The 26462-nt window shown below is 41.4% G+C and carries 20 protein-coding genes; 10 read left to right on the plus strand and 10 right to left on the minus strand.

The genetic code is table 11. From position 1 onward, the window contains the following. Positions 1-253 precede the first annotated feature (253 nt). From ACT3CD_RS13610 to ACT3CD_RS13620, 3 genes are read left to right on the plus strand one after another with little or no spacing between them, the layout of a single operon-like run. Entirely contained in the window at positions 254-985 is a 732-nt protein-coding gene (locus tag ACT3CD_RS13610; protein ID WP_444646190.1) for a polyprenol monophosphomannose synthase, read from the plus strand. 2 nt (positions 986-987) lie between these two features. Then, the gene (locus ACT3CD_RS13615) at positions 988-2325 is read left to right on the plus strand and encodes a dihydroorotase (RefSeq protein WP_444646191.1); all 1338 of its coding nucleotides are present in this window, start codon (positions 988-990) and stop codon (positions 2323-2325) included. Between the two features lie 10 nt (positions 2326-2335). After that, on the plus strand, positions 2336-2854 hold the full coding sequence (locus ACT3CD_RS13620) for a hypothetical protein (RefSeq protein WP_444646192.1): 519 nt from the start codon (positions 2336-2338) through the stop codon (positions 2852-2854). Here ACT3CD_RS13620 and ACT3CD_RS13625 read toward each other — a convergent pair. Next, complete coding sequence (locus tag ACT3CD_RS13625; RefSeq protein ID WP_444646193.1) at positions 2841-4088, minus strand: aspartate kinase; 1248 nt, start codon at positions 4086-4088, stop codon at positions 2841-2843. The genes ACT3CD_RS13620 and ACT3CD_RS13625 overlap by 14 nt on opposite strands. 250 nt (positions 4089-4338) lie before the next feature. Between ACT3CD_RS13625 and mfd the strand changes: the two genes are divergently transcribed. The 7 genes from mfd to ACT3CD_RS13660 all read left to right on the plus strand — a co-directional run bounded on the left by mfd (position 4339) and on the right by ACT3CD_RS13660 (position 15587). Further along, the gene (gene mfd, locus ACT3CD_RS13630; protein WP_444646194.1) at positions 4339-7686 is read left to right on the plus strand and encodes a transcription-repair coupling factor; all 3348 of its coding nucleotides are present in this window, start codon (positions 4339-4341) and stop codon (positions 7684-7686) included. Positions 7687-7731: 45 nt separating this feature from the next. Continuing rightward, on the plus strand, positions 7732-8451 hold the full coding sequence (locus tag ACT3CD_RS13635) for a type III pantothenate kinase (RefSeq protein WP_444646195.1): 720 nt from the start codon (positions 7732-7734) through the stop codon (positions 8449-8451). Further along, complete coding sequence (locus tag ACT3CD_RS13640) at positions 8444-9736, plus strand: hypothetical protein (protein WP_444646196.1); 1293 nt, start codon at positions 8444-8446, stop codon at positions 9734-9736. Before ACT3CD_RS13635 ends, ACT3CD_RS13640 begins: the two co-directional genes overlap by 8 nt. 57 nt (positions 9737-9793) lie before the next feature. Further along, positions 9794-11146 carry a tetratricopeptide repeat protein gene (locus tag ACT3CD_RS13645; protein ID WP_444646197.1) on the plus strand — a complete coding sequence of 451 codons (1353 nt, stop codon included), beginning with the start codon at positions 9794-9796 and terminating at the stop codon, positions 11144-11146. Positions 11147-11152: 6 nt separating this feature from the next. Then, complete coding sequence (gene lptC / locus ACT3CD_RS13650; RefSeq protein WP_444646198.1) at positions 11153-11743, plus strand: LPS export ABC transporter periplasmic protein LptC; 591 nt, start codon at positions 11153-11155, stop codon at positions 11741-11743. 355 nt (positions 11744-12098) lie between these two features. Beyond that, on the plus strand, positions 12099-13361 hold the full coding sequence (locus ACT3CD_RS13655) for a hemolysin family protein (RefSeq protein WP_444646199.1): 1263 nt from the start codon (positions 12099-12101) through the stop codon (positions 13359-13361). A gap of 132 nt (positions 13362-13493) precedes the next feature. After that, positions 13494-15587, plus strand: a complete 2094-nt coding sequence (locus ACT3CD_RS13660) for a SurA N-terminal domain-containing protein (RefSeq protein WP_444646200.1) — start codon at positions 13494-13496, stop codon at positions 15585-15587. A gap of 82 nt (positions 15588-15669) precedes the next feature. On the opposite strand, the gene ACT3CD_RS13665 is transcribed toward ACT3CD_RS13660, so the two are convergent. From ACT3CD_RS13665 to mraY, 9 genes are all read right to left on the minus strand, one after another. Next, entirely contained in the window at positions 15670-16122 is a 453-nt protein-coding gene (locus ACT3CD_RS13665; protein ID WP_444646201.1) for a GatB/YqeY domain-containing protein, read from the minus strand. Positions 16123-16132: 10 nt separating this feature from the next. Beyond that, entirely contained in the window at positions 16133-17626 is a 1494-nt protein-coding gene (gene ftsZ, locus ACT3CD_RS13670) for a cell division protein FtsZ (RefSeq protein WP_444646202.1), read from the minus strand. 176 nt (positions 17627-17802) lie between these two features. After that, positions 17803-19164, minus strand: coding sequence for a cell division protein FtsA (gene ftsA / locus ACT3CD_RS13675; RefSeq protein WP_444646203.1), 1362 nt, complete (start codon positions 19162-19164; stop codon positions 17803-17805). A 55-nt stretch (positions 19165-19219) separates the two neighbouring features. Continuing rightward, positions 19220-19951 (minus strand): cell division protein FtsQ/DivIB, encoded by a 732-nt coding sequence (locus ACT3CD_RS13680; protein WP_444646204.1) that lies wholly within the window; start codon positions 19949-19951, stop codon positions 19220-19222. 215 nt (positions 19952-20166) lie between these two features. After that, the gene (gene murC / locus ACT3CD_RS13685) at positions 20167-21558 is read right to left on the minus strand and encodes a UDP-N-acetylmuramate--L-alanine ligase (protein ID WP_444646205.1); all 1392 of its coding nucleotides are present in this window, start codon (positions 21556-21558) and stop codon (positions 20167-20169) included. An 8-nt stretch (positions 21559-21566) separates the two neighbouring features. Further along, complete coding sequence (gene murG, locus ACT3CD_RS13690) at positions 21567-22682, minus strand: undecaprenyldiphospho-muramoylpentapeptide beta-N-acetylglucosaminyltransferase (RefSeq protein WP_444646206.1); 1116 nt, start codon at positions 22680-22682, stop codon at positions 21567-21569. 11 nt (positions 22683-22693) lie between these two features. Then, complete coding sequence (locus ACT3CD_RS13695) at positions 22694-23884, minus strand: FtsW/RodA/SpoVE family cell cycle protein (protein WP_444646207.1); 1191 nt, start codon at positions 23882-23884, stop codon at positions 22694-22696. Continuing rightward, the gene (gene murD / locus ACT3CD_RS13700; protein ID WP_444646208.1) at positions 23881-25230 is read right to left on the minus strand and encodes a UDP-N-acetylmuramoyl-L-alanine--D-glutamate ligase; all 1350 of its coding nucleotides are present in this window, start codon (positions 25228-25230) and stop codon (positions 23881-23883) included. The genes ACT3CD_RS13695 and murD overlap by 4 nt, the downstream gene beginning before the upstream one ends. Further along, positions 25230-26462, minus strand: coding sequence for a phospho-N-acetylmuramoyl-pentapeptide-transferase (gene mraY, locus ACT3CD_RS13705; RefSeq protein WP_444646209.1), 1233 nt, complete (start codon positions 26460-26462; stop codon positions 25230-25232). The genes murD and mraY overlap by 1 nt, the downstream gene beginning before the upstream one ends.

Below are 26462 nucleotides of genomic sequence, written 5' to 3' on the forward strand. Positions count from 1 at the left end.
CTGCAAAACAACAGCTTTTTTTTCCCCTTTCCAAACTTATGCGTATTCTTTTTTGTTAAAAATAGTGACCTGTTTGTGTCTCAGACTATAAGAAATACAAATTTAGCAAAAAAGCTTCTACCGATAGATCCTAAAATTCGGAAACAGGAATTCAACAGAGCATGAAAAGGTATAAAATTTTCAATAAATTGGCAATGTATATTGTATCTTCGCACAGACAGAGCATAAAACCATCCATTAAAAACGACGAAACGTGACAAAAAACATTGTACTAATTCCCACATACAACGAAATTGAAAATATAGAAGCCATTGTTCATGCGGTAATGAAGCAACCAAATAATCTGCACTTGTTAATTATTGACGATAGTTCTCCAGATGGCACAGCTTCAGTCATAAAAAACATGCAGTCACAATTTCCCGACCGTCTTCACCTGCTTGAAAGAGAAGGAAAACAAGGCTTAGGAACCGCCTATATAGCCGGATTTAAATGGGCCCTGACCAAAGGCTACGATTACATTTTCGAAATGGATGCCGATTTCTCGCACAATCCTGACGATCTGACAAAACTTTATAACGCCTGCACCATTGAAAAAGCTGATTTAGCAATCGGATCCAGATACAAATCGGGCGTTAATGTTGTAAACTGGCCTATGGGGCGTGTGTTGATGTCCTATTTCGCCTCTATCTATGTACGAAAAGTAACAGGTCTGCCAATAATGGACACCACTGCCGGATTCAAATGCTATCACCGTAGCGTGCTTGAAACCATCAACCTTGACAAAATCCACTTCAAAGGATATGCCTTTCAAATTGAAATGAAATTCACCGCATGGAAATATGGCTTCCATATAATAGAAGTCCCCATTGTGTTTACCGACCGAAAGCAAGGCACTTCAAAAATGAGCGGGGGAATTTTCAATGAAGCAGTTTGGGGGGTTATAAAAATGAAATTAAACAGCTTGTTCAAATCTTACAAACGATAGCTATGGCGACTACACTGATCAAAAATGCATTAATTATTAATGAAGGTAAAACACTCAAAGGAGCTGTTCTGATAAATAATTTATTGATTGAAAAAGTCATTCTATCCGGTGAATTGCCAAAAGCGGAAACAACAATTGACGCCAAAGGTCAATATTTAATTCCCGGAGCTATTGACGATCAGGTCCATTTCCGCGAACCGGGTCTCACGCACAAAGCCACCATCGCATCCGAATCACGAGCTGCCGTAGCCGGGGGCGTGACATCGTATATGGAAATGCCCAACACCAACCCACAAACAATAACCATTGAGGCACTGGAAGCCAAATACGCAATTGGGAAAAAAAATTCGTATGCCAATTACTCCTTCTATATGGGGGCCACCAACGATAATTTACCTGAAGTTTTAAAAACAGACCCCAAACAAGTTTGCGGAGTAAAAATCTTCATGGGCTCATCAACAGGAAATATGCTGGTTGATAACGACACCGCATTAAACAATCTTTTCAAGGAAATTCCAATGCTTATAGCGACCCATTGCGAAGATGAACCTACAATACGCAAGAATCTGGAGATCTACAAAAATAAGTATGGCGATAATATGCCATTTAAATACCATCCACTCATACGATCGGCAGAGGCCTGCTACCGATCCTCATCAAAAGCAGTTGAACTGGCCGATAAATACAAGAGTCGCCTGCACATACTGCACCTATCAACAGCCAAAGAAATCGACCTGTTCAGCAATAAATTACCATTGGAAGAAAAAAAGATTACCGCTGAAGTGTGCGTTCACCATTTATGGTTTGAAGCGAAAGACTACGACCACTTAGGGGCCCGCATAAAATGGAACCCAGCCGTAAAAACCCATGAAGACAGAGAAGCACTTCGCCAGGCATTGAAAGACAATATTCTGGATGTGGTGGCAACAGACCATGCGCCCCATACGCTCAGCGAAAAAAACGGTAATTATTTCCAGGTACCGTCAGGCGGCCCACTGGTTCAACACTCAGTACCGGTGATGTTTGAAATGGCCCACAAAGGTATTTTCACAAAAGAGATGGTAATTGAAAAAATGTGTCATGCTCCGGCTACATTATTTAGAATCGAAAAACGAGGTTTCATTCGCGAAGGCTATTATGCTGATTTGGTTTTAGTGGACGCTGATGCGCCACAAAAAGTATCGGATGATAACGTGCTTTACCAATGTGGCTGGTCTCCATTTTCGGGAACAACGTTACAACATTCGGTGACTCATACGTGGGTAAACGGACAGTTAGTCTATAACAATGGCCGGATTAATGATTCGATTCGCGGAAAAAGATTAACCTTTAACATATAAATTACAAGCCATGAAACGAGTCGCAATTTTTATTGCAGCAGTTGCTCTATTGGCTGCATGTGGCACCAAGGAGCAAAAAACAATTATCATTTCACCTACCCCTCTTGATTCCGGCGACATCATTGCCGACACAATTATCTATAGTGTTTTGATTCGAAATTTTGAACCGTCAGACACCTGGACGTCACAACGACTTCAATATGTTAAGCCCGACACATTAATAAACCGCATCTTCGAAAGTGTTTATAAAGGCATAAATACGGCTTATGACTACTATACCAACAAACCGTTAACTTTGGATGAGATAAAAAAAATAGAAGCAACAGAAGGTTTTTCGCGCGACCTGATACAGGAGCTTCAATTTAAAGAAATCTGGTTTACAGCTAAAGATGCCACATGGTTTCACAAAGAAGTTCTTTCCGTCAATATGGGATATGGCATCTTTAATCAAGACGGCAGCCAGAGGGGGTTAAAACCGGTTTTCAGAATAAGGTTTGCCCCAAAGCACCCACTGCCTACTGCAGAATAAAGCGCGCCACTTTTCGTGTCACCTGCGAATCAAGAATCACGCGGCCCGTGGTCATAGAGGCAATTGCTTCGGGCGTATACTGACGTATGGTAATTAATTCTACAGCTTCATTATAACGCACCACAAATTGCGATTTCAAGGCATCAAATAATTCAGGCGTAGACCGATTGGCATCAAAACAAGCGGAAAAATTAAGAGCCGAATTCTGCATCAGATTCATTTTAATGCGATGGTGGTAAAACAGAGAAATAATTTCTATCAGTTTTTCTTCCATGATAAAAGAAAAATCGCGTGGAGAAATGGTCACAAATATTTGATTCGTTTTCCTTATATAGACAGGAATAGGTTGACTGATTCCAAGGCGTGAATGAATAACGGTTCCAACCTCCAATGGTTTAAGAAACGACTTAACCCATAAAGGAATCTCTTTGTTTTGAAGCGGCTTAAGTGTTTTGGGGTGTATAACCTGCGCTCCGTAAAACGACAATTCAATAGCTTCATTATACGACAACTCATCAATTTTAACGGCTTCATCATACCAACGAGGGTCGGCATTCAACACCCCAGGCACATCTTTCCAGATAGTAACCGATTTGGCATCCAAAACATGACCAAAAATAGCCGCCGAATAATCAGAGCCTTCCCGGCCCAATGTTGTAGACTTGTTATTTTCTGTTCCGCCAATAAAACCTTGTACCAAATAACAATCGGCTTCTTCAAAAGTCAACTTTTCATTTATCTTCTGAGTTGTTAAAGCCCAGTCAACATTTGCATCACGATATGTATCGTCTGTTTTTATCAGATCACGACCATCGACCCACTCACACAATAAACCCGACTTATTAATATAAGCAGCAACAATCGACGTTGACAATAATTCACCAAAAGGCACTATCTGATCGTACTCAAAATCGAAATGAGATGATGGGCCACATTTCAAACGCCGCTCAAGTAACGCAATAAAACCATTGAATCCCGGCACGGCATCAGCCTGTCCCATGAGTTCTTTGATCAACGTGCGATGAAACATTTTAATCTCTTCAAACAACTCTGCGACAATTTTTGTATCGCCATTATAATAAGCCTCGGCAAGCGCCTCAAAAGTATTGGTCATTTTTGCCATTGCAGAAACAACAACAATCTTTCGACCTTTACAACGGCTTATAATTGTCGTCACATTTTTAACAGCACTGGCATCTTTGACCGAGGCACCACCAAATTTATAAATCTTCATAATCTACCGGATAAACTCATTGCTCATTTTATATTTCCGACCACAAAAAAACTAAAACCCAACGAAAAGCAATCTTCTTTTCACAAAAAAAACACAAGTAGATGGATAATATCCGATTTTATTTCCTCCTGTAAAACATTTAAGGCTCATATACAGACTTTTATTCACTTTCTAAATTCACTTTGCGCCATGATATAAAAAAAGATGACTCAATATAAACTCAAAACCACTATTTTTGCACAAAAAAAATATGAGCACAACCAGCTCCATTCTCGACAGATATACGAATCACAGCAAAATAAAAGAATTAATACAACGAATTGAGAATGGCCCTGGCGTTATAACTCTGAAAGGCTTATCAGGCTCCGCTGTATCAGTCATTTCCGCTGCTCTTAAAGGAGAAGGTCCACAACTATTAATTGCCAATGACAAAGAAACGTCGGCCTATTTATACCATGACCTCACCCAACTATTCGATGAGACATCCGTTTTCTTTTTACCGTCATCATTTAAACGATCGCCGGAATTCGGGCAACCTGAAAGCAGCCAGTTAATACTCAGAACGGAAAGCCTTCAACAGCTGCGTAATGCCAAAACCGGACAATTCTTCATCAGCTACACCGAAGCATTAATGGAGAAAGTTCCAGGTGAATCGGTCATTAAGAACCAGACACTAACCATCCACCAGAATGAAAAAATTGATCTCTATTTTATTGTTGATTTCCTCAAAGAATTAGGATTCCGTTCCGCCGACTTTGTCTACGAACCCGGTTACTATAGCGTCAGAGGTTCCATACTGGATGTATTCAGCTTTTCGAATGAAGAACCTTTCAGAATAGATTTTTTCGGAAATGAAGTCGACAGCATTCGTTCTTTCGATATAGAAACGCAGCTTTCAAAACAATCCTTTGACGAAATAACCATCATTCCTGAATTGGAAGCCGACAACGAAAATGAATTCATAACGCTTCAGGAAATGATACCGCCACATGTTGTTGTATGGATGGATCAACCGACAGTTATTGCCGATAAAATGAACCAGATTTACAACAAAATAATAGAAAACCAATCGGCGGATAAAAACTTACGACTTCCCAAACCTGAACAACTAACCAATGGCTCTTTATTTCTAAAAAAAATAATAGAACAAACTCTCCTGGTATGGGAAAACGCACAGGGCTTAACGTCTAATTTAAGCATTGAATTCGCCACGGCACCACAACCGCTGTTTCACAAACAGTTTGCGCTGGTGGAACAAAATATAAAAGAACGGACAAACAAAGGCTACGAAATTATTATACTATCGGATAACCAGCGGCAGCTGGATCGGCTGAAGCAGATATTTGCCGACAGGGGTAGTGAACTAAATTACACGACAGCTGACCATGCTCTCCACGAAGGGTTTGTTGACCACGATTTAAAACTTTGCGTATACACCGACCACCAGATTTTTGACCGGTATCACAAATTTTCGCTCAAAACCGATAAAACCAAAGCAGCACGACAAAGCATATCTATAAAAGAATTGACTCGTCTTAACCCGGGCGACTATGTTGTGCATGTAGACCATGGAATTGGGCGCTTCGGCGGGCTTGTGACAGTGGAAGAAAATGGGCGCCGGCAGGAAGCCATCCGGCTGATATATCGTGACAACGATGTATTGCTGGTCAATATTCACTCACTGCACCGAATCAGCAAGTACAAGGGGCAGGAAGGCGAGCCTCCCAAAATCAACAAACTGGGAACCGCCGCCTGGTCGAAACTAAAGGAAAAGACCAAAAAGAAAGTCAAAGATATAGCCCGTGAATTAATCGCCTTATACGCCCAACGCAGGGCCGAACCCGGTTATGCTTTTTCAGCCGACTCATTCATGCAACAAGAATTGGAAGCGTCTTTCATGTATGAGGACACGCCCGACCAATACAAAGCAACACAAGCCGTAAAAGCCGACATGGAAACAAATATTCCTATGGACCGTTTGGTCTGCGGCGATGTAGGGTTCGGAAAAACAGAAGTGGCCATTCGTGCGGCCTTCAAAACCGTAGCCGACAACAAACAAGTGGCTATTCTGGTACCAACAACTATTTTGGCTCTACAACACTACAATACCTTTAAAGAACGTTTGGCCGATTTCCCGGTACGGGTTGAATACATTAGCCGGCTGCGCAAAACAAGTGAAATAAAAGAAACTCTAAAGGCTACAAAAGCCGGGCAGGTCAATATTCTGATCGGGACCCACCGTCTGGTAGGAAAAGATGTGGAATTTAAGGATCTGGGACTTCTCATCATCGATGAAGAACAGCGTTTCGGCGTGTCAGTAAAGGAGAAACTTAAGCGACTTAAAGTCAACGTAGACACCTTAACGCTTACGGCTACGCCCATTCCCCGAACCCTGCAATTTTCGCTCATGGGAGCGCGCGACCTGTCAATTTTGAATACCCCTCCTGTCAACCGTCATCCCATTTTCACAGAGTTACATACCTTTAATGAAGAAATTATTCGCGAAGCCATTCAGTATGAAACAGATCGTAACGGGCAAGTCTTCTTCATCAACAACAGGGTTCAAAACATCATCGAAATAGAGACTTTTATCAATCGTATAATGCCCGATATTAAAACCGTTGTTGCACACGGCCAAATGGAAGGGAACCATCTGGAAAAAATAATGATGGATTTTATTCATGGCGAATACGATGTGCTCATCGCAACCACCATCATTGAATCGGGATTGGATATTGCCAATGCCAATACTATCATTATTAACAATGCACATCAATTTGGCTTGAGTGAGTTACACCAGTTGCGCGGTCGCGTAGGACGTTCCAACAAAAAGGCTTTCTGCTATTTGCTGGCGCCTCCTGTAACCAGTTTAACAAACGAAGCCCGTCGGCGGCTAAAAATTCTGGAAGAATTCTCTGAGCTGGGTAGTGGCTTTAATATAGCCATGCAGGATTTAGATATTCGTGGCGCAGGAAACCTTTTGGGAGCCGAACAAAGTGGGTTCATTGCCGACATTGGTTACGAAACCTATCAACGAATTCTGGAAGAAGCCATGCTCGAATTACGTGAAACAGAATACCCTGAGCTCCTGAAGACCACAAACAACGATGCAATTAAGACCACCCGATTTGTTACGGATTGCCAGATTGAAACCGATCTGGACATTCGAATACCAGAGGCTTATGTGAGCAACGTCGCAGAACGAATGGATCTGTACCGTGAACTGGATAATACCAAAGAGCCCAACAAAATTGATATCTTCAGAAAAAATATGGAAGATCGCTTTGGCGAAATTCCAACTGAAACTGTTGATCTTCTGGAAATGATATTAATTCGTCTGACAGCCGAAGAGTTGGGAATAGAAAAACTGACCTATAAAAACCAAACACTGCGACTTCAATTTGTCAACAATCAGGACTCTCCTTATTATAAAACATCCACCTTTGGAAATATCCTCCAATGGCTGCAAAAACATCCACGCAAAGCAAAAATGGAAGAAAAACAAGGAAAACTATGGCTACTCATCCCCCATATTGATTCACTTAAAACAATTTCAACTATATTTACCGCTATGCAACAAGCACCTGAGAATGTTTAGTATTTCCAATTAATGCATTAATTTTGTATCTCAATTTAATTCAGCATGCTGAACATAGCCATCGATAGGGGCAACAGTTTTACCAAAACAGGATTATTTAAAAACGGAAAGTTGCTTGCATCGAATTTATTTCCAAATACCGAAACCAGCCAATTGATGCAATATCTCGGGAAATATCACCCCGATGCAATTATCATTTCATCGGTGGCTTTGGATGATGATTTGGATGAAATAAAAACCATGGCAGGGCAAGTGATGCAGTTAACCCATCACACAAACCTCCCGTTTAGCAACCTGTACAAAACGCCTGAGACATTAGGCAAAGACCGTATGGCAGCAGTGGCAGGCGCTCAGACATTAATAAAAAATGAAAATATTTTAATTATTGATGCAGGAACTGCTGTAACCTACGATTTTATTACCAAAGATAACCAATATTTAGGGGGAGATATTACACCGGGACTAAACATGCGATTCAAGGCGTTAAACACCTTCACCCACCAATTGCCATTGGTAAAAAAAGAAGAACCTGCCATTTTCCCCGGCCAACAAACAAATGGAGCCATTGCATCAGGTGTTATAAATGGAATGGTTTTTGAAATGGAAGGGTATTGCAGGTTTTGTGAAGAAAAATGGCACTCCGTTCAAACAATTATTACAGGAGGTGATTCAGATTTTTTTGTCAAAAAATTAAAAAGAAGCATCTTTGTAAATCCAAATTTAGTATTAATAGGATTAAACCGAATACTGGAACACAATGTATAAACCACTGAAACACCTGTTTACAGGACTTATTATTTTACTAACCATTAGCTCTGCTAGTGCTCAATCCAGAACGTATTCAACCTTCTCGAGATACGGATTTGGCGAACTCAACACCAGAGGTCTGGGCATTAACGATGCCATGGGAGGTTCCGGAATCGGTATAAGAACAAACGACCGACTTAATATTTTAAACCCGGCATCTTATACTGCCATGGATTCAATGTCATTCTTTTTTGATGTCGGACTCAGCAGTAATACGCAAACAATAAGCAACAGTCTTGAGTCAAACACCTTTTCGGATATAAATTTTGACTATTTTACATTAGGTTTCCCGGTTTCACAAAAAGTAGCCCTTGCTATTGGCGTTCGACCGGCAGCTCAGGCAGGTTACAACTATGAAAGCCCCGGAAAAATCACAGAACCGTCGCTAAACACAGCCATAGGAGCCGGCAATTTCACTAATTTATATGGTGGCATAGGAATAAAAGCAACACCCCAATTATCAATTGGCGCACATGCTTCATTTTGGTTTGGAGATATTTATCACAAATCATATGTCGACTTTATCGAAAGCCAGGCCGGGCCTTCATACGGCATCAAAAATGAACACACAATAAGCACCTTACTGCTTGACTTTGGAATGCAATACACCAAACCATTAGATGAAAACCAATCATTAACCGTTGGCGTTATTTTTTCTCCCCAAATGTCTCTCAACGGACAAACAACTTTGTTAACAGCAAACGGAAACCAATTTGGCACCGAAAAAATACTTTTTACAACCAACGACACCATTCAGGAAAAAACAAAAGAAACTGACTGGGCTGATGCCAATTTTAAAATGCCGACAAAATTCGGATTTGGACTTTCCTATCAAATAAAAGATAAACTTATTTTAGCCGCCGATTATTCAATGACCCAATGGGGTAGCGTTGACTTTCCGGATGACGTGACCGAAACGGCCGACGCTTCGAAGCTGGCTTTTGGAGCTGAATGGATTCCAAACCAAAGAACCGGAACTAAATATTATCAACGTATTCACTACAGAACTGGAATACACTACAACAATGATTACTTAAAATTTGAAGGTAACCAGCTAAAGGATTTCGGCATAAGTTTTGGTTTAGGATTACCATTGGGACGATCAAAAACGTCAATTAACATTGGTTATGAATATGGACAAAAAGGAACTTTTGAAACAGATGCATTAAAAGAAACTTATCAACGCATCTCGTTCAGCATGAACATGCATGAAGCATGGTTCTTTAAACGTAAAATTGAATAAAAAAAACCATTATAATCAACCAAACAAAGGCGTTTGCCTTTACAAAAAACTACAAAGATGAAAATTTATAAACTGATAGCGTTAGGATTGTTTATATCCATAACTGCAGCGGCCCAAACAGGGAGAGAAACCGGAACCAAGTATGGCACCGGGGAGGACAGTCTCGAATGTTTAAAAAATCTATCATTGTATTCGGAGGACCTTCGGAATAAAAACTACGATGCAGCCTATCCGGCTTGGGAGGCAGCTTTTAACAACTGCCCGGCCGCAACTGTAAATCTTTACATTGATGGCGCGACATTGCTCGAACATAAAATTAAAAAAAACAAAGATGCCGCAACATTTGAGGATTTGTATCAAAAACTGATGAAGGTGTATGACCAGCGGATGGAATTTTTTGGAGATAACAGACGTACGCCAACCCCAGAAATAAAAGGATTCAAGGCTCTTGACATGCTTAAATACAAACGCAATGATGCAGAAGTATTAGCTCAGGCCTATGCGCTTTTAGACGAATCGGTAAACTATTCAAAAGAAAAATCGCAGCTCGCCTTTTTGGCAACCTTCATGACAACGTCGGTTAACATGTATAAAATGGGCAAGATAGATGCCATGAAATTAGTGGAAGACTACACCCTGGTAACTGACGGCCTCGACAATCAGTTAAAAAATCCGGCACGCGCAAAATATCATGGACAAATAGAAAAAGTAAAAGGCAGTGTAGAAACGCTTTTTGCCAACAGTGGCGCGGCTAATTGCGAAACCATCGATCAAATATTTGCCCCGCAACTTGAAGACAAAAAATTTGATCTGGCCTGGTTAAAAATGGTCAGTCGTTTATTGGTTCGTGGTTTGTGCGATGACTCCGAACTCCTCTACAAAGTTTCTGAATATCAACACAACATAGAACCATCATCAGCTTCAGCTTATGGTTTGGCTAAAATGTATCTGAAATCAAACGATATGAACAGAGCCATTGACTATTTTAAAGAAGCCATTGATTTATGTGAAGATAACGATCAAAAAGGTGAATTCCTGCAACAGCTGGGGTTAGTATACCTTACACAGGAAAAATACAGTGCAGCCCGCGCCAGTGCTCTCCGGGCTATCGAATTACGGCCTAATTGGGGTGCCCCTTACATTGTAATTGGTAAAGCTTACGCCATATCGGCCAACACCATTGGCACCAAAGAACTTGAAAAGAAAAGTGCTTATTGGGCAGCTGTTGACAAATTTATGAAAGCCAAATCGGTAGACCCATCTGTTGCCAAGGAAGCCGACGAGCTGATTCGCACTTATTCGGTTCACTTTCCCGCCACCGATGAAATATTTTTTGAAGGCTATAAAAATGGTGAAACCTACACCGTTGGTGGCTGGATTAATGAAAAAACAACAATACGTGCAAAATAAATTCACTTGAAAACAGAATATTTTTTCACATCTCTAAAAAAAGTAACAAAGGCAGGCAGTATTGCGATACTGTCTGCCATTGTTGCTTTATCTTCATGCAAGCCCAATAAACCGGAAGAAATTAAAGAGCTCACCAATCGCGAGGAGCTCCCAAGCCTGACCATTGAAGACCTCACCACCACTATTACCGATTCCGGGAGAATCAAATATAGATTCATGACGCCCGAGATGAAGCAATTTGACAAACGCGAAAAACCAGCCATTGAATTCAATAAAGGATTACATCTGATTGTTTTTAACAGAGAAGAAGAAATTGATGCCCAAATAAAATGCAAACAAGCCATATATCACCAATCCGATGAACTTTGGGAACTTAGCAATGATGTAGAAGCCGTAAACACCACAGGCGATGTTATTAATACCGAATTACTTTTTTGGAATATCAAAAAGAAAACGATTTATTCCGACAAATTCATCAAAATTACCACACAAACAGAAATTATAACTGGTTACGGCTTTGAATCGGATGAGAAAATGGAAAACTACAAAATCAAAAACATAAGTGGCATCCTGAGCATCAATGAAACAACAGATTAACCAGCCTCAGTCAAAAAAGTCCAACTTCGCATTAAGTTTGCGCTCAAAATGGCCCTTTACATCAGTAAACTCTCATTTGTCAGGCTTCAAAACAAACCTGCAAAACAACAAATACCAATGAAGTTAAACATGGGAGGTTCAACCGACCTATAAAAAAGACTATTTATGCATGAAAAACCCAAAAATGAAGCCTTCTTAATATAGAACACTGGAATTTTCGGACGAGCATTAACAGTCATCTTTTCACCTCATAAAATAAATTGATGAACCCCAACCCAATAGTAATACCAATAGATTTCAAGGCAAACTGAAATTATTGCTACCTTTAACCTTCAGTTACAAACAGAAATCATACATGGATCAAATAACCATCATATTAATAACACTTATACTTTCAGCCTTTTTTTCGGGTAGTGAGATGGCCTTCCTCTCTACCAACAAGCTGATGATTGAACTCAACCGTACCAAACATCCCAGACTAAGTAAAATTACCGATATATTTCATCGCAACGCAGGAGTTTTCATTGCAACGATCCTCATCGGGAACAATGTTGTATTGGTTATTTATGGCCTTTATATGGGGCAAATCCTGGCATCGGAGATACAAGTTTTCTTTGATTCAGATGTTGCGATACTCCTTATTCAAACCATCATCAGCACCATCATTATTCTAATAACAGCCGAATTTCTCCCCAAAATAATTTTCAGGCTAAACCCCGGTACCAGTTTAAATTTACTGTCGGTGCCACTAATCATTTTCTATACCATTTTTTATCCCTTATCACGATTAACCATCACACTCTCAAATTTTTTGATACACAAAATATCAAGCGGACCAACCCGCCCCAAAAATGAAAACATTCTAATAGGCCGTGTTGATTTAGATTACTTAATTACCGACCAACACGAAAAAGCGCCCACCAACGAACCATTACCCGAAGAAATGAAATTCTTCAAAAATGCGCTCGATTTTTCAAACATAAAAGTGAGGGAATGTACCGTTCCTCGGCCCGAGGTTCAAGCGGTAGAGATAGATGAAGAGCTGGAAATTTTAAAAGACAAATTCATTGAATCCGGCTACTCTAAAATACTGGTTTACAAAGAAAACATTGACAACATAATAGGTTACGTACATGTCTCGGCCATGTTCCGGAATCCGAAAAAGTTACGAAATGTATTAAGCCCTATTTCGGTCGTTCCCGAGTCGATGCCCGCCAGCAAACTCCTTGAAATATTTACGAAGGAACACAAAAGTATCGTATTAGTGGTTGATGAATTTGGCGGCACCTCAGGAATTGTCACCCTCGAAGATGTGCTCGAAGAAATATTTGGAGAAATTGATGATGAACACGATATTTCAGATCTGGTAGAAAAACAAATATCAGACAACACCTATCAATTTTCCGGTCGTTTTGAAATCGATTATCTAAACGATAAATACCATTTGTTGCTTCCTGTATCAGACGAATATGAAACTCTGGCTGGTCTGATCCTCTTCCACAACGAAGCCATACCGGCAATTGACGAAGAAATAGAAATAGAAAACTTCCGTTTCAAAATAATGAATGCCACCAATGCTAAAATCGAGTTGGTTCAAATATCAGTCATTACCGAGTAACCATCGTTAAAAATAATAATCAGCCTATTAACCCTAAAATATATAATCAGAGGGTACCTAATAATGGAATAATACATTTTTTTGTATCTTCGTAACCGTTTTAAAAAGCTAAATATTAAATCTGTATTTCGAATGGCAACTTTAGAGAAAATACGTAGTAAAGGAGGAGTTCTTGCAGCCATCTTCATTGGTTTTGCCCTTTTTGCTTTTATCATGATGGACATGATGAGTTCGGGAAGTTCACTGTTTTCAGGCTCCCGAATGGAGGTCGCTAACATTAACGGTCAATCTGTTAACATTCAGGACTTTCAAAACAAGGTGTCCGAAATTGAAGAATTTAACAAACTGAATCAGGGGAGTAATTCACTGACAGAAGAACAGGTTAACACACTTCGCGATCAGGTGTGGAACCAAATGATCAATCAAACTCTTCTTCAAGAAGTTTATGACGAGTTAGGTCTGACCGTAAGTTCGCAAGAACTTAAAGATATGGTTTCAGGGAACAATATCCATCCAGCCATTCGACAACACCCGTTGTTTGTGAATCAGCAAACAGGTGTTTTTGACAAACAACAGGTTTTAAACTTCCTGATGGCCAAGGCTAAAGATCCAACAGCTAATTTTTATTGGTCGGTGATGGAAGACCAACTCATTAAAGATCAACTTTTCACCAAATATAAAGCCTTATTGAAAAAAGGGATGTATGTACCCACTGCCTGGGTTGATTCAGAAATGGCTTCCCGTTCAAAAAAGGTTGATTTTGACTATGTTGGCGTTCGTTTTAATACCGTATCCGACAGTTTGGTTGAAGTGACTGACAATGAAATAAACACCTACTACAAAGGACATCAAACACTTTTCAAACAAACGGCATCCAGGAGCATCGAATACATCACATTTGATGTCACTCCCACCGAAGGCGATCGTGAAAACGCATTAAAATGGGTCAATGATATGATGACTGATTTTACAAAACCAGACATAGACCCAATCCAGTTTGTTAATCTAAATTCGGATGAACAGTTTAACGAACGAAATTATCGTCCGGCTGAATTAAGCTCTGAATTAGCCAAATTTGTTACCAATGCAAAAGTTGGTGAGGTATATGGTCCCTACTTCGAAAATGAAGCCTACAAAGCGACACGTTTAGTGGCCATAAATGAATTGCCCGACTCGGTTCGTGCACGTCACATATTAATACAAGGAGCTTCAATGGAAGCTGCCAATAAAGAGGCTGACAGCTTAATGACACTCATTAAGAAAGGGGCTGATTTTGCAGAATTGGCCCGCAAATATTCAAAAGATCAGGGCTCAGCCATCAATGGCGGAGATTTGGACTGGTTTCGTGAAGGCATGATGGTTAAACCATTCAACGATGCCGCTTTTCAGGGTAAAAGAGGCGATCTTGTAAAAGTTGAAAGCCAATACGGCGTTCACATTATTGAGATTCAAGACCAAAGCAAACCTTCAGCAAAATATCAGATAGCTACGTTAGCCAGAAATATCACCTACAGCTCACAAACCTATCAGAATATATACACTGAAGCGACACGTTTTGCCTCGCAAAACAATACCGTAGAAAAATTCAATGCTGCAATTGCCGAAAATAACATAACCAAACGTTATGCCCGTAGCATTAAAGAAAACGACCGTAACGTTAACAATCTGGAATCGCCGCGTGAATTGGTTAAGTGGGCATTCGAATCACCAGCAGGTGCATTATCACCCGTATACGAATTCGGTGATCAATTTGTCGTTGCGCATCTCGTATCAATTACAGAAGATGGGGTTATGCCTCTTGAAGCCGTTGAATCAAGAATTAAAAGGGAACTTCTCAACGATAAAAAAGCAACATATCTGATAGCCCAGTTTAATGAAAAATTGGCAGGGAATTCAGACTTAGCCACGATTGCCACGCAAATGAAGAGCACCGTTCAAACGGCCAGCGACATCACCTTCGCTTCATACCAGGTTCCAGGAGCCGGCGTTGAACCAGCATTGGTAGCTTTAGCGGTTAACACCTCCGCCAATAATATTTCGAAACCTGTAAAAGGAAATAATGGCGTTTATGTAGTAAAAGTTAACAACGTAACCGACAACCAACCTAATGCAGAAAATGTAAAAATGGAATTGGCACAAGGTTCAACCATGAAAGTTGACTACCAATTGATAGAAACATTAACCAATCGCTCAGAAATTGTTGACCGAAGATCTCAATTTTATTAATAGAAATTAAGATTTCGAAATACCAAAAAGGCGGTGATTCAAAGATTGAATCACCGCCTTTACTTTTACAAAAAAAATAAAACTAAGCGCTTAACAGTTCCTTAACCACGCGCGAAATTTCCTTTCCTTCAGCTTTTCCGGCCAAAGCAGCCGAAGCCGCACCCATAACCTTACCCATATCTTTCATAGAAGAAGCCCCGGTAGATGCAACAATCTCTTTAACAGCTTTAACAAGCTCTTCAGGCGTCATCATAGCCGGCAAGTATTCCGAAATTATTCCAGCCTCTTTTAATTCATTATCGCCTAAATCGGCACGTCCTTGTCCATTAAAAATATCAGCAGCATCTTTACGTTGCTTCACCATTTTTTGAAGTATTTTCAACTCATCAGCATCAGAAACAACACCGCCAGCATTTTTAGCGGTACGTGCTTCCAGCAACTCTTTTTTGATGGACCGGAGTGTTTCCAGCCGGACATGATCACGAGCTTTCATGGCCAGTTTAATGTCTTCTCCTACTTTATCATATATACTCATAGCGGTAAATTTAGTCTACATTATCGTGAAGAAATCGATTATTGCCTGTAATCTTAGGCTTACCAGATCCATTGTCAGAAATAGTAAAACGTGAGATCTTAGACGCTAAAGGGGCATCCTCATCCTTTGCCCCACCCTTTAATTTCCGTCGCTTATAAGCCGGAACATTTTCCATTTCCTCAATGCGCTTCTCATCATTAAGTTCATCCACATCCACCTGCGGCTGATCATGCCCAATTTCTATTTCGTTGGCAAACACATCAGCCCCCGGCGAAGACAATCCGCCATCGGCATCAAAATCAGACTGTTTATCTTTGGAACCGTACAACAAATCAATTTTACGTTCTTTCTCTTTGCTTACATCATTAAAGGTAACAACGCGTGGCGGCAAATCTGACAAGTCGGCATTTTCCTCTTCAAATTCAAGTTCAATGTCAAAATCTTCTTCAGAAGGATGCACATTACCTTCCACATCCATTTCAAAACGGGTCACGGTATTTTCGGGCTCAGATGCTGCAGCCTCCATAACATTACTATAGGCAAAGCCGGTGGCAATAATTGTGACCACCACCTCGTCGGTCAGTGCTTCATTGGTTCCGGTACCCCAAATAATAGAAGCCGAATGGCCTACAACATCCTGCACATAGTCAGTTATTTTACCCACTTCGTCCATTCTGATTTCATCAACTCCGGAAGTAATATTAAGCAATATATTACGCGCGCCACTAATATTATTACTATTGAGCAAAGGCGACTCCAGTGCCGCCTGAATTGCATCGATAGCACGAAACTCGCCACTTCCTGTTCCTGAACCCATCACTGATACGCCACTGTCCTTCATCACCGTTTCAACATCGGCAAAGTCAACGTTAATATAGCCATGTACCGTAATGATTTCAGCGATACCTTTTGCTGCCGTCGCTAAAACGTTATCAGCTTTAGAAAAAGCATTACTAAGCTTCAGATCGCCGTACATATCACGCAATCTCTCATTATTAATAATCAACAACGAATCGACATACTTTTCCATTTCCGAGATGCCATCAATAGCCTGATTAATGCGCACCAAACCTTCAAATCGAAACGGAATGGTAACTATTCCGACCGTTAAAATACCCATATCCTTTGCGGCTTTGGCAATGACAGGTGCCGCACCGGTACCTGTACCTCCGCCCATCCCGGCTGTGATAAAAACCATTTTGGTATTATCCTCCAACACACGCGTCACATCCTGAATACTCTCGATGGCCGACTGTCGTCCTTTCTCCGGTTTATTACCGGCTCCCCTCCCTTCGGTCAGTGAGCTACCCAGCTGAACCTTTACTGGCACCGGGCTATTGGCCAAAGCCTGCGCATCGGTATTACACACCACAAAATTAACATCCTTAATTCCGAGGCCATACATATAATTGACAGCATTACTTCCGCCACCACCCACACCAATCACTTTTATGATAGATGAGCGAGTGCTCGGAATCTCAAAACTCATTAAATCGTCTGTCATAATTCTATCTTTTAGACACTTTTATATAATTTGTCTATAAAATTCTATTTTACGTTACTATGTGCTCTCAAAATAGTCGTCGACACCTGTAATCTCACTTTTTTTGATTTGCGTGAGCCTTAAATCTAAAATTTCTATCTCATGCTCCCGACTTCTTTATGCACAGCCACTATATCTTACATTTCAACATCCCGTTCCTCAAAAATACCGACAATTTTATTTTTCCAATTGCCAAACAAATCGCCTGTGCTATAGGTGCTATCCTTACTTCCTTTGCCTTTTGAAGCAGCTTTTTTAGTCTTTTTCCTAACCGGGCGCTGACGCGAAATATCATTATCCTCTTCTTCGGGGCTTTCAAACAACTTTTGTTCCACCACTTTTTGGGTTGTAAAAACCGATGAAGCCACAAGTAATCCAATCCCCGACGACAACAAAGGCATTTCGGCGGAAGAAACCTCCTCATTGGACAGAAAATTGACAGGCGACCCTATTTTGACATCCAGTCCCGTTTTTAGCTTTACCAATTGTGCCAAATGGTTTAGCAGAGCCCCGCCACCGGTTAACACAATCCCAGCCCCCAACTTTTCGTAGAAGCCACTTTTCCCGATATGATGTGCGACGTATTCCACAATTTCTTCCATGCGTGCCTGAATAATACAAGCCAGACTACGACATGATATTTCCTTTGGCTCCCAGCCTGGCATTCCCGGAATGGCAACCACCATGTCTTTCCGCGTCATTTCGCCCATAGCAGAGCCAAACTGAACCTTCAATGCCTCAGCTTGCTTCTGAATTACAGAACAACCTTCTTTAATATCAGAGGTAACCACATTCCCTCCAAACGGCACGACACCGGTGTATCGGACGACTCCATCGCAGAACAGAGCCACATCAGTGGTTCCTCCACCAATATCAACCACGACAACACCGGCTTCCATCTCCTCTTCGGATAGCACACCATAAGCCGAAGCCAGCGGCTCCAAAACCAACCCAGCCAAACTTAATCCGGCTCGGACTAAACATTTTTCAATATTCCGGATGGCATTAACGCGTCCAATAATCACATGAAAGATACCTTCCAAACGATGCCCGAACATACCCACAGGCCTCCCTTCTGCCAATTCATTATCCACGATATAATCCTGCGGAATCACATGAATAATTTTTTCGCCCGGCTCTAACGGCAGCCTATAGCTATCCTGACGCAGTTGCTCTATATCGAATGAAGTAATCTCTTTGTCTTCGTCAATAAAACGGTAGCAACGATTGGTAACGCTTTTCATAGAATAAGCAGACAACCCGACATACACTTCCGATATCCTTATCGACAATCGGTTTTCCAGGCTATCAATCACCTTACGAATGGCATTCACCGTCTCCTCAATATTTAATATCACACCATGCCGAACACCGGACGAAGGAGTTCTCTCGATCCCCAACACTTCAATTTGTCCGTCATTATATTTACGGGCCACCGTAGCCACTACTTTTGTTGTGCCAATATCAACTGATGCTAAAAGTCTAAAATTTTGATTCATCGCACTTAAGTTTTTACTTCTATGCTTAATATTTTAAAGAAAGATAACACAACTGTTACCAATTTCGGTTCCGTGAACAAAGAACCTGATTCTTATATTTCAAATTAATCCATTTATAATCATTCCATTCCGTTGGCGACAACCCCTGCTCATATAAAGCTTTTAAGTTTCTGAGCTTTTCAGCTACGCGAACCGGGGGGCCCAGCAAAATCTGATGGTCCCCCACACGGGGCACCAAAATATAATCGTTGTTACGTCGAATATAAATCTGCTCAAACTGCGCATTCCAAAAATCATCTTCGGTAATAATACGCCCCACATTCAGCAAATCATTCAAATCATGAGGTATTGTTCCGTTAACCACTAATGTACGGGCAGCATAACGCTTTGAAACCGGAATACGATCGCCTGCCTTATCAAGATAATAACTTCCATCCGAAGCAAACAACCGCAACATTGGCACATGTTGTTTTACCTCGACATGTACCACTCCTTTCAACGTTTCATAAACCTCGCAAGACTTTACTGCTTTATGTTTAGTCACATAATCCTCAACCTCATTAAAATTAATATGATTAAGCCCAAAGCCAAGCATCTCGGGATATTTCTTGATAAGTGAAGCCCGTATCTCCTCCGAATCAACAAACCGCATTGACAGGCTATCCTTAACCACCACTTTAATATCTGAACAAATTGTGGTCCGACGACTAAACGACACAAACGAAAGCATCACCGGAAAATAAGCCAGTAACAATACCCACTTTAATATGTTTGTCCATCTGTTCATCAATCAATGATCTATTAACAAATTGTAGAATTATGGTATCTGAATGAAAACGATATTTTTTTTGATGTCACCGTTTCAAACTTCACAAGTTCAAATATGAAGCTTTACTATCTACCACAAGCACTAAATATATTCTTTTTTATCCGACTGTTGAAGCCCAAAACAACTTATTTATCAACAGACGTGTTCATTACAATCATTCAATTCATATTTTATTAAACACCTGCCTGTAGCTTCGACCATTGCGTCAACGGGTGCACAAGCCGGTCAATATCACCGGCTCCCATACTTACCAATACCATTGGTGATCTGTATTTCAAATTCGTAATTAACTGATCACGTGAGCCATACCAAACCGGGATATTATGAATATATTGCCCTATCAACTTCGAATCGACACCGGGTATCGGTTCTTCACGCGCCGGATAAATATCCAATAAATACAACTCATCCAGCATGCTCAAAACCTGACCAAATGCCTCTGCAAAATCACGAGTCCGGGAATAAAGGTGTGGTTGAAAAACCCCAACCAACCGAAAATGATGATAAATAGCCCTAATGCTGTTAAGTGTGGCTCTAATTTCTTCGGGATGATGCGCATAATCGTCAATATAAACCAGATTATTGCTCTTAATATGGGTATCGAACCGCCGGGCTATTCCTTTAAACACCGGCAAAGCACGAGTCAGCTCCAAAGGCTTCACCCCCTTTAGTAACGCCAGAGCGCAGGCTCCCACAGCATTTTCAACATTGAGCATACCCGGAATTCCCATATTGAGGTCATTAATTGTCCCTTTAGGCGTTACCAACGAAAAAGAATAAGTCCCATCATTTTTCAGAACGATATTGGTGGCATAAAAATCAGCCTCATCTGTTGCCGAATAGGTAACCAATTCAACCCCGTCGTTCAACTGCCAGGTAATATCCAATCCGGCCTTCGCCACCAAAGTACCGCCTTGAGGAATACGTAAAGCAAAATCGACAAAAGCCTTTCTTACCTCATCACGATCGCCATAAATATCCAAATGGTCAGCGTCAACTGCTGATACCAACGCGATTGATGGTGTTAAATGTAAAAAAGAGCGATCGAATTCATCAGCCTCCAAAACGACAAAAGGCGATTTTTCGTCCAAGAGAAAATTGGTGCCAAAATTTTTCGAAATACCCCCTAAAAAAGCCGTACAACCATTAACACTGTCGCGAAACAAATGCGCGACAAGCGTCGATATAGTTGTTTTACCATGTGTTCCCGCTACACAAATAGCTTCAGAACCCCGTGTTATCAATCCCAATACTTCCGAACGCTTCTGAACAACAAAATTTTGTTCTCGAAAATAAAGTAACTGACGTTGCGAGGCAGGCACTGCTGGTGTATATATAACCAATGTGCCTGCCCTATTTCGAAAAGAATTTTGAATTAATTCCGGGTCATCAGAAAAAAACACTTCTATCCCCTCAGCCACCAAAGCATCAGTCACAACCGAAGGGGTGCGATCGTAACCAGCTACAGGCATCTGCATACGATGAAAATAACGAGCCAGGGCACTCATGCCAATTCCTCCAATACCCACCAGCCAAACACGTTTAAACATATCAGGATGAAACATTTCCGATTCTAATTAGTTTGTTTTTTGTCAATAATTTTCATCACCTCCAGGGCAATATCTCTGTCGGCAGCCGGACGGGCCAATACCCGCACATTCTTCTCCAACTTGGCACGCAAACCGTCATTATTAAGTATCCGCAAGGCTTCAGGCAATAGATTGTCGTCGGTCAAATCATCCTTCACCAACACAGCAGCGTTAACATTCACCAGTGCCATGGCATTTTTTGTCTGATGATCTTCCGATACATTAGGCGAAGGCACCAGCACGGCCGCCTTACCAAGCAGAGCCAACTCACTAATCGTACTAGCTCCGGCACGCGATACCACCACATCAGCAATGGCATAAGCCAGATCCATCCGCTTGACAAAGGCCATCATTTTCACATTTTCAAGCTCTTTTACGGCCATAGCAGCTTCAATATCGTCATAATAATACTTTCCGGTTTGCCATAACACCTGAACAGGTAATCCCTGTAATTCCTCTATACGACAGAGCAATCCCTGATTGATACTTCGGGCGCCAAGGCTACCGCCAACAACAAGAATAGTAGAAAATGCGGGATTCAAGCCAAAATATTTATACCCTTCATTTTTCTCAAGATTAGAAGATAGTATAGAACGCACAGGATTTCCGGTAAATACGATCTTCTCTTTTGGAAAAAAACGATCCATATCGGGATAAGCCACACAAATAGCCGCCGCCTTACGAGCCAAAATTTTATTGGTAACCCCGGGATAACTATTTTGCTCCTGTATCAAAATTGGCACTCCTTTAGCTGATGCGGCCCGCAGTACCGGGCCACTGGCATAACCGCCCACCCCAACTGCCACTAATGGTTTAAAACGACGAATAATACGCCACGATTGCCACATACTGGCCGCCAATTTGAAAAAGAAAGTAATATTTTTTAATGTGATGCGTCGTTGAAACCCGGCCACCGGCAAACCAACAATTTCATAGCCAGCGGCAGGCACCTTCTCCATCTCCATTCTTCCTTTAGCGCCCACAAAAAGAATTTTGCAATCGGGCATCTCCCGCTTCAGCGCATCGGCGATGGCAATAGCAGGAAAAATATGTCCGCCGGTTCCACCGCCGCTAATAATAATATGTGGTTGTTCAATCATCTTCTTAACATTTAAGCTTCCGGATTAATGGTCGCTGTTTCTGTATTTGTTTGTGTTTCCAATTCTTTCTGTTCCATATTATGGCGACTGACACTTAATATCAAACCAAAGGCCACACAGGTAAATAAAACCGAAGTGGTACCGAGGCTAACCAATGGCAATGGCTGTCCGGTAACAGGGAAAACACCAACGGCCACCCCCATGTTAATAAAAGCCTGAGACGCCAGCATGAGCCCTAACCCAAAAGCCATAAAAGCGGGAAAGGTACGCTTACTCGAACTTACCAGCACACCCACTCTGGCCAACAATAATACATAACAAAACATAATAATCAAGGCGCCAAACATGCCATATTCTTCGGCAATAATAGCATAAATAAAATCGCTGTAAGGATGGGGTAAAAAATTACGTTGAACGCTATTACCCGGCCCCTTACCAAAAAAACCACCCGAAGCGATGGCAATTTTACTTTGGTCGGCCTGATACGTAGAAGCGGGTCCGGCTAACTCCGGGTTAAAGAACTGTTCCACGCGTGAAGACCACGTTTTTGCCCGTGGCAGGAAATCAACATGATTGGCAAAAACCAGCACCAAAGCCACCAGACCAATAATGACGAACCCGGTGGCAAACAAATATTTAAAAGGCACACGCCCCACAAACATCATAGCTGCACTAACGGCAACAATGAGCAATGCCGTTGAAAGGTTCTCGGTAAAAATCAGGCCTGCCACCAGCCCCACATGGATCAATACCGGCCAGAAGGCTTCCCTGGCAGGCTCATCATCCTTTTGATAGCGTGACAGTATATTAGCCACATAAACAATTAATGTAAGTTTGGCCATTTCGGAAGGTTGAAATGTAATGCCAATTCCGGGGATGGTTAACCATCGGGATGCTTCATTCAGATTTACTCCCATAACCAACGTTATCAGTAACAAACCCACCGAAACATATAACGCCAAAGCCGATAACCCAGCCACCCAATTCAACTTAACATTCAGCATCAGGATAATAATACCAATACCTACCCCCAGAGATACAAACTGCTTAAAAAGATAATACGACGTATTACCCCCCTGCATTTTATAGGCCAAAAAACCTGTGGCACTGTATACCGACAACAGGGATGCAATGGACAGAATAATGATGATCCACCAAATAGCGGTATCACCCTTCATATATTTCCTGACAAATCCACTCATTTCAATTCTTTTGCATTATTCAACACCCATGTTTTAAACTGTTGTCCACGATGCTCATAATTATTAAACAAATCGAAACTGGCACAGGCCGGAGACAGCAATACCACATCACCTGGTTCCGCCAGACGTGAAGCTTCCTTCATCGCAGCATCCAATGATGCGGTATTTGCAACATACGACACTTCGCCGGAGAAAGCCTTCTCCAATTTTGAGTTATCAACGCCCATGCACACCAACGCCTTCACCTTTTGCCTGACCAACTCAAGTAACGTTGAATAGTCGTTACCCTTATCTGTGCCACCGGCTATCCAAATCACCGGTTTCGTCATGCTCTCCAAAGCATACCAGGTTGAATCAATATTAGTGGCTTTTGAATCGTTAATATAAGTCACCCCATTAACAACACCGGCCGGCTCCAGTCTGTGTTCAACGCCTTCGAAAGACATCAGCCCAGCGCGTACATCTTCCGGTGGAAGTCCCATACTAAAGGCCGCCAAACCAACGGCCATGGCATTATAAAGATTGTGACGACCCTTAAGCGAAATATCAGCCACCGGCATCACCAATGTTAACCCTTTAAAATTAAGCACCATATTTTCGCCCTGAACTTTTGCCGCAGCATCATTGGTCGCCGAAAAAGACAACCATTGAGAAACCGGCTTCACATCTTTTAGGTTAGTTTTAAGCACCGGATCGTCACCTCCAAAAATAAAAACATCATCAGGCGTCTGATTCCGAAGAATCCGTAACTTGGCGTTAATATAATTTTTAAATTTATGATCGTACCGATCCAAATGGTCGGGCGTAATATTTGTTAAGATGGCCGTGTTACAACGGAACCGAAACATAACGTCGAGTTGAAAACTACTCAGCTCAATAACAAAACACTGCGGGTCACGACGGGCCAGCGTTCGACAAGGACTAACACCCACATTTCCGGCCAAAACAGCATCAACACCAGCCTGTTTTAACGTATGATGCAGCCACATAGTGGTGGTGGTTTTGCCGTTGCTTCCAGTTATGCCGATCATCCGGGCCTTTGAATACCGCCCTGCCAGTTCAATGTCAGAAATAATTGGAATACCAATCTCTTTTAATGCCATTATCAACGGCGTACTTTCAGGTATCCCAGGACTTTTAACAACCTCAGCCGCCTTAAGAATTCGCGTCTGAGAGTGACCACCTTCTTCAAAAGGAATCTCATTTTGGGTCAATTCATCGCGATAATGATCAGATAAGGTCCCTTTATCTGACACAAAAACATCAATACCTCTGGCTTTTGCCAACAAAGCGGCGCCAACACCACTTTCCCCTCCTCCTAATATAACCAGTTCGTTTTGCATCATTACCTGATTTTAAGTGTTACAATAGTCAAGACTGCCAAAATGATGCTAACAATCCAAAACCGGGTTACAATTTTCGATTCAGGATAACCTTTCATTTGATAATGGTGATGCAAAGGTGCCATTTTAAATATGCGGCGACCTTCACCATATTTTCGTTTTGTATATTTAAAGTAAGAAACCTGCATCATCACGGAAATATTTTCAACCAAAAAGACACCGCAAAGAATAGGAATCAATAATTCAATACGAATCAAAATGGCAAATACAGCAATAATGCCACCCAAAGTAAGGCTCCCTGTATCGCCCATAAACACCTGTGCCGGGAATGAGTTGTACCATAAAAATCCGATCGTGGCACCAATAAAGGCACTCATAAACACCACCAACTCCTGCGATTCGGGGATAAACATAATTTGCAGGTAATCGGCATACACCACGTGACCCGACAAATAGGCAAAAATTCCCAGTGTCACCCCAATAATTGATGAAACGCCGGTGGCCAGGCCATCCAGACCATCCGTCATATTAGCACCATTGGACACTGCCGTGATAATAAAAATAACCACAAGGACAAAAATTACCCAGCCCCAACTTCTGGCGTGCTCGCCCAAAAATCCTACAATAGAAGTATAATCAAGACGATTATTTTTAAAAAATGGGACATTGGTTACCGGCGCATGAATGGTTTCCGTAACCACTTCCGGCATCTCACCTTCTGCCACTTCCACAATACCCGGGCCTTCTACCGGCGTAGAAATACGGGCAACCACCCCATCGTTAAAATAAAGCGTTAAACCAACAATCAAACCAAGCCCAACCTGACCTAAAATTTTAAATCTGCCCGCCAATCCCTCTTTATTCTTTTTGAAGACTTTAATATAATCATCTACAAAACCAATAATACCAAGCCACAATGTAGAAACAATCATTAAAATGATATACACATTATTAAGACGGCCAAACAACAATACCGGAATTAGAATAGAAACAATAATAATGATCCCCCCCATGGTTGGAGTTCCCTTTTTCTGGTATTGACCTTCCAGCCCCAGATCACGAACCACCTCTCCTACTTGTTGTTTTTGCAACAACCTGATAACACGTTTCCCAATCACCGTTCCTAAAAGAAGCGCAACAATAACGGCCAATCCTGACCGAAATGTGATGTATTGAAACATCCCGGCACCAGGAAAACTAAGTGATTGTAAATATTCAAAAAAAGAAAAAAGCAT

This window comes from Geofilum sp. OHC36d9 (assembly GCF_052400685.1).
Lineage (GTDB): Bacteria > Bacteroidota > Bacteroidia > Bacteroidales > Marinilabiliaceae > CAZHHH01.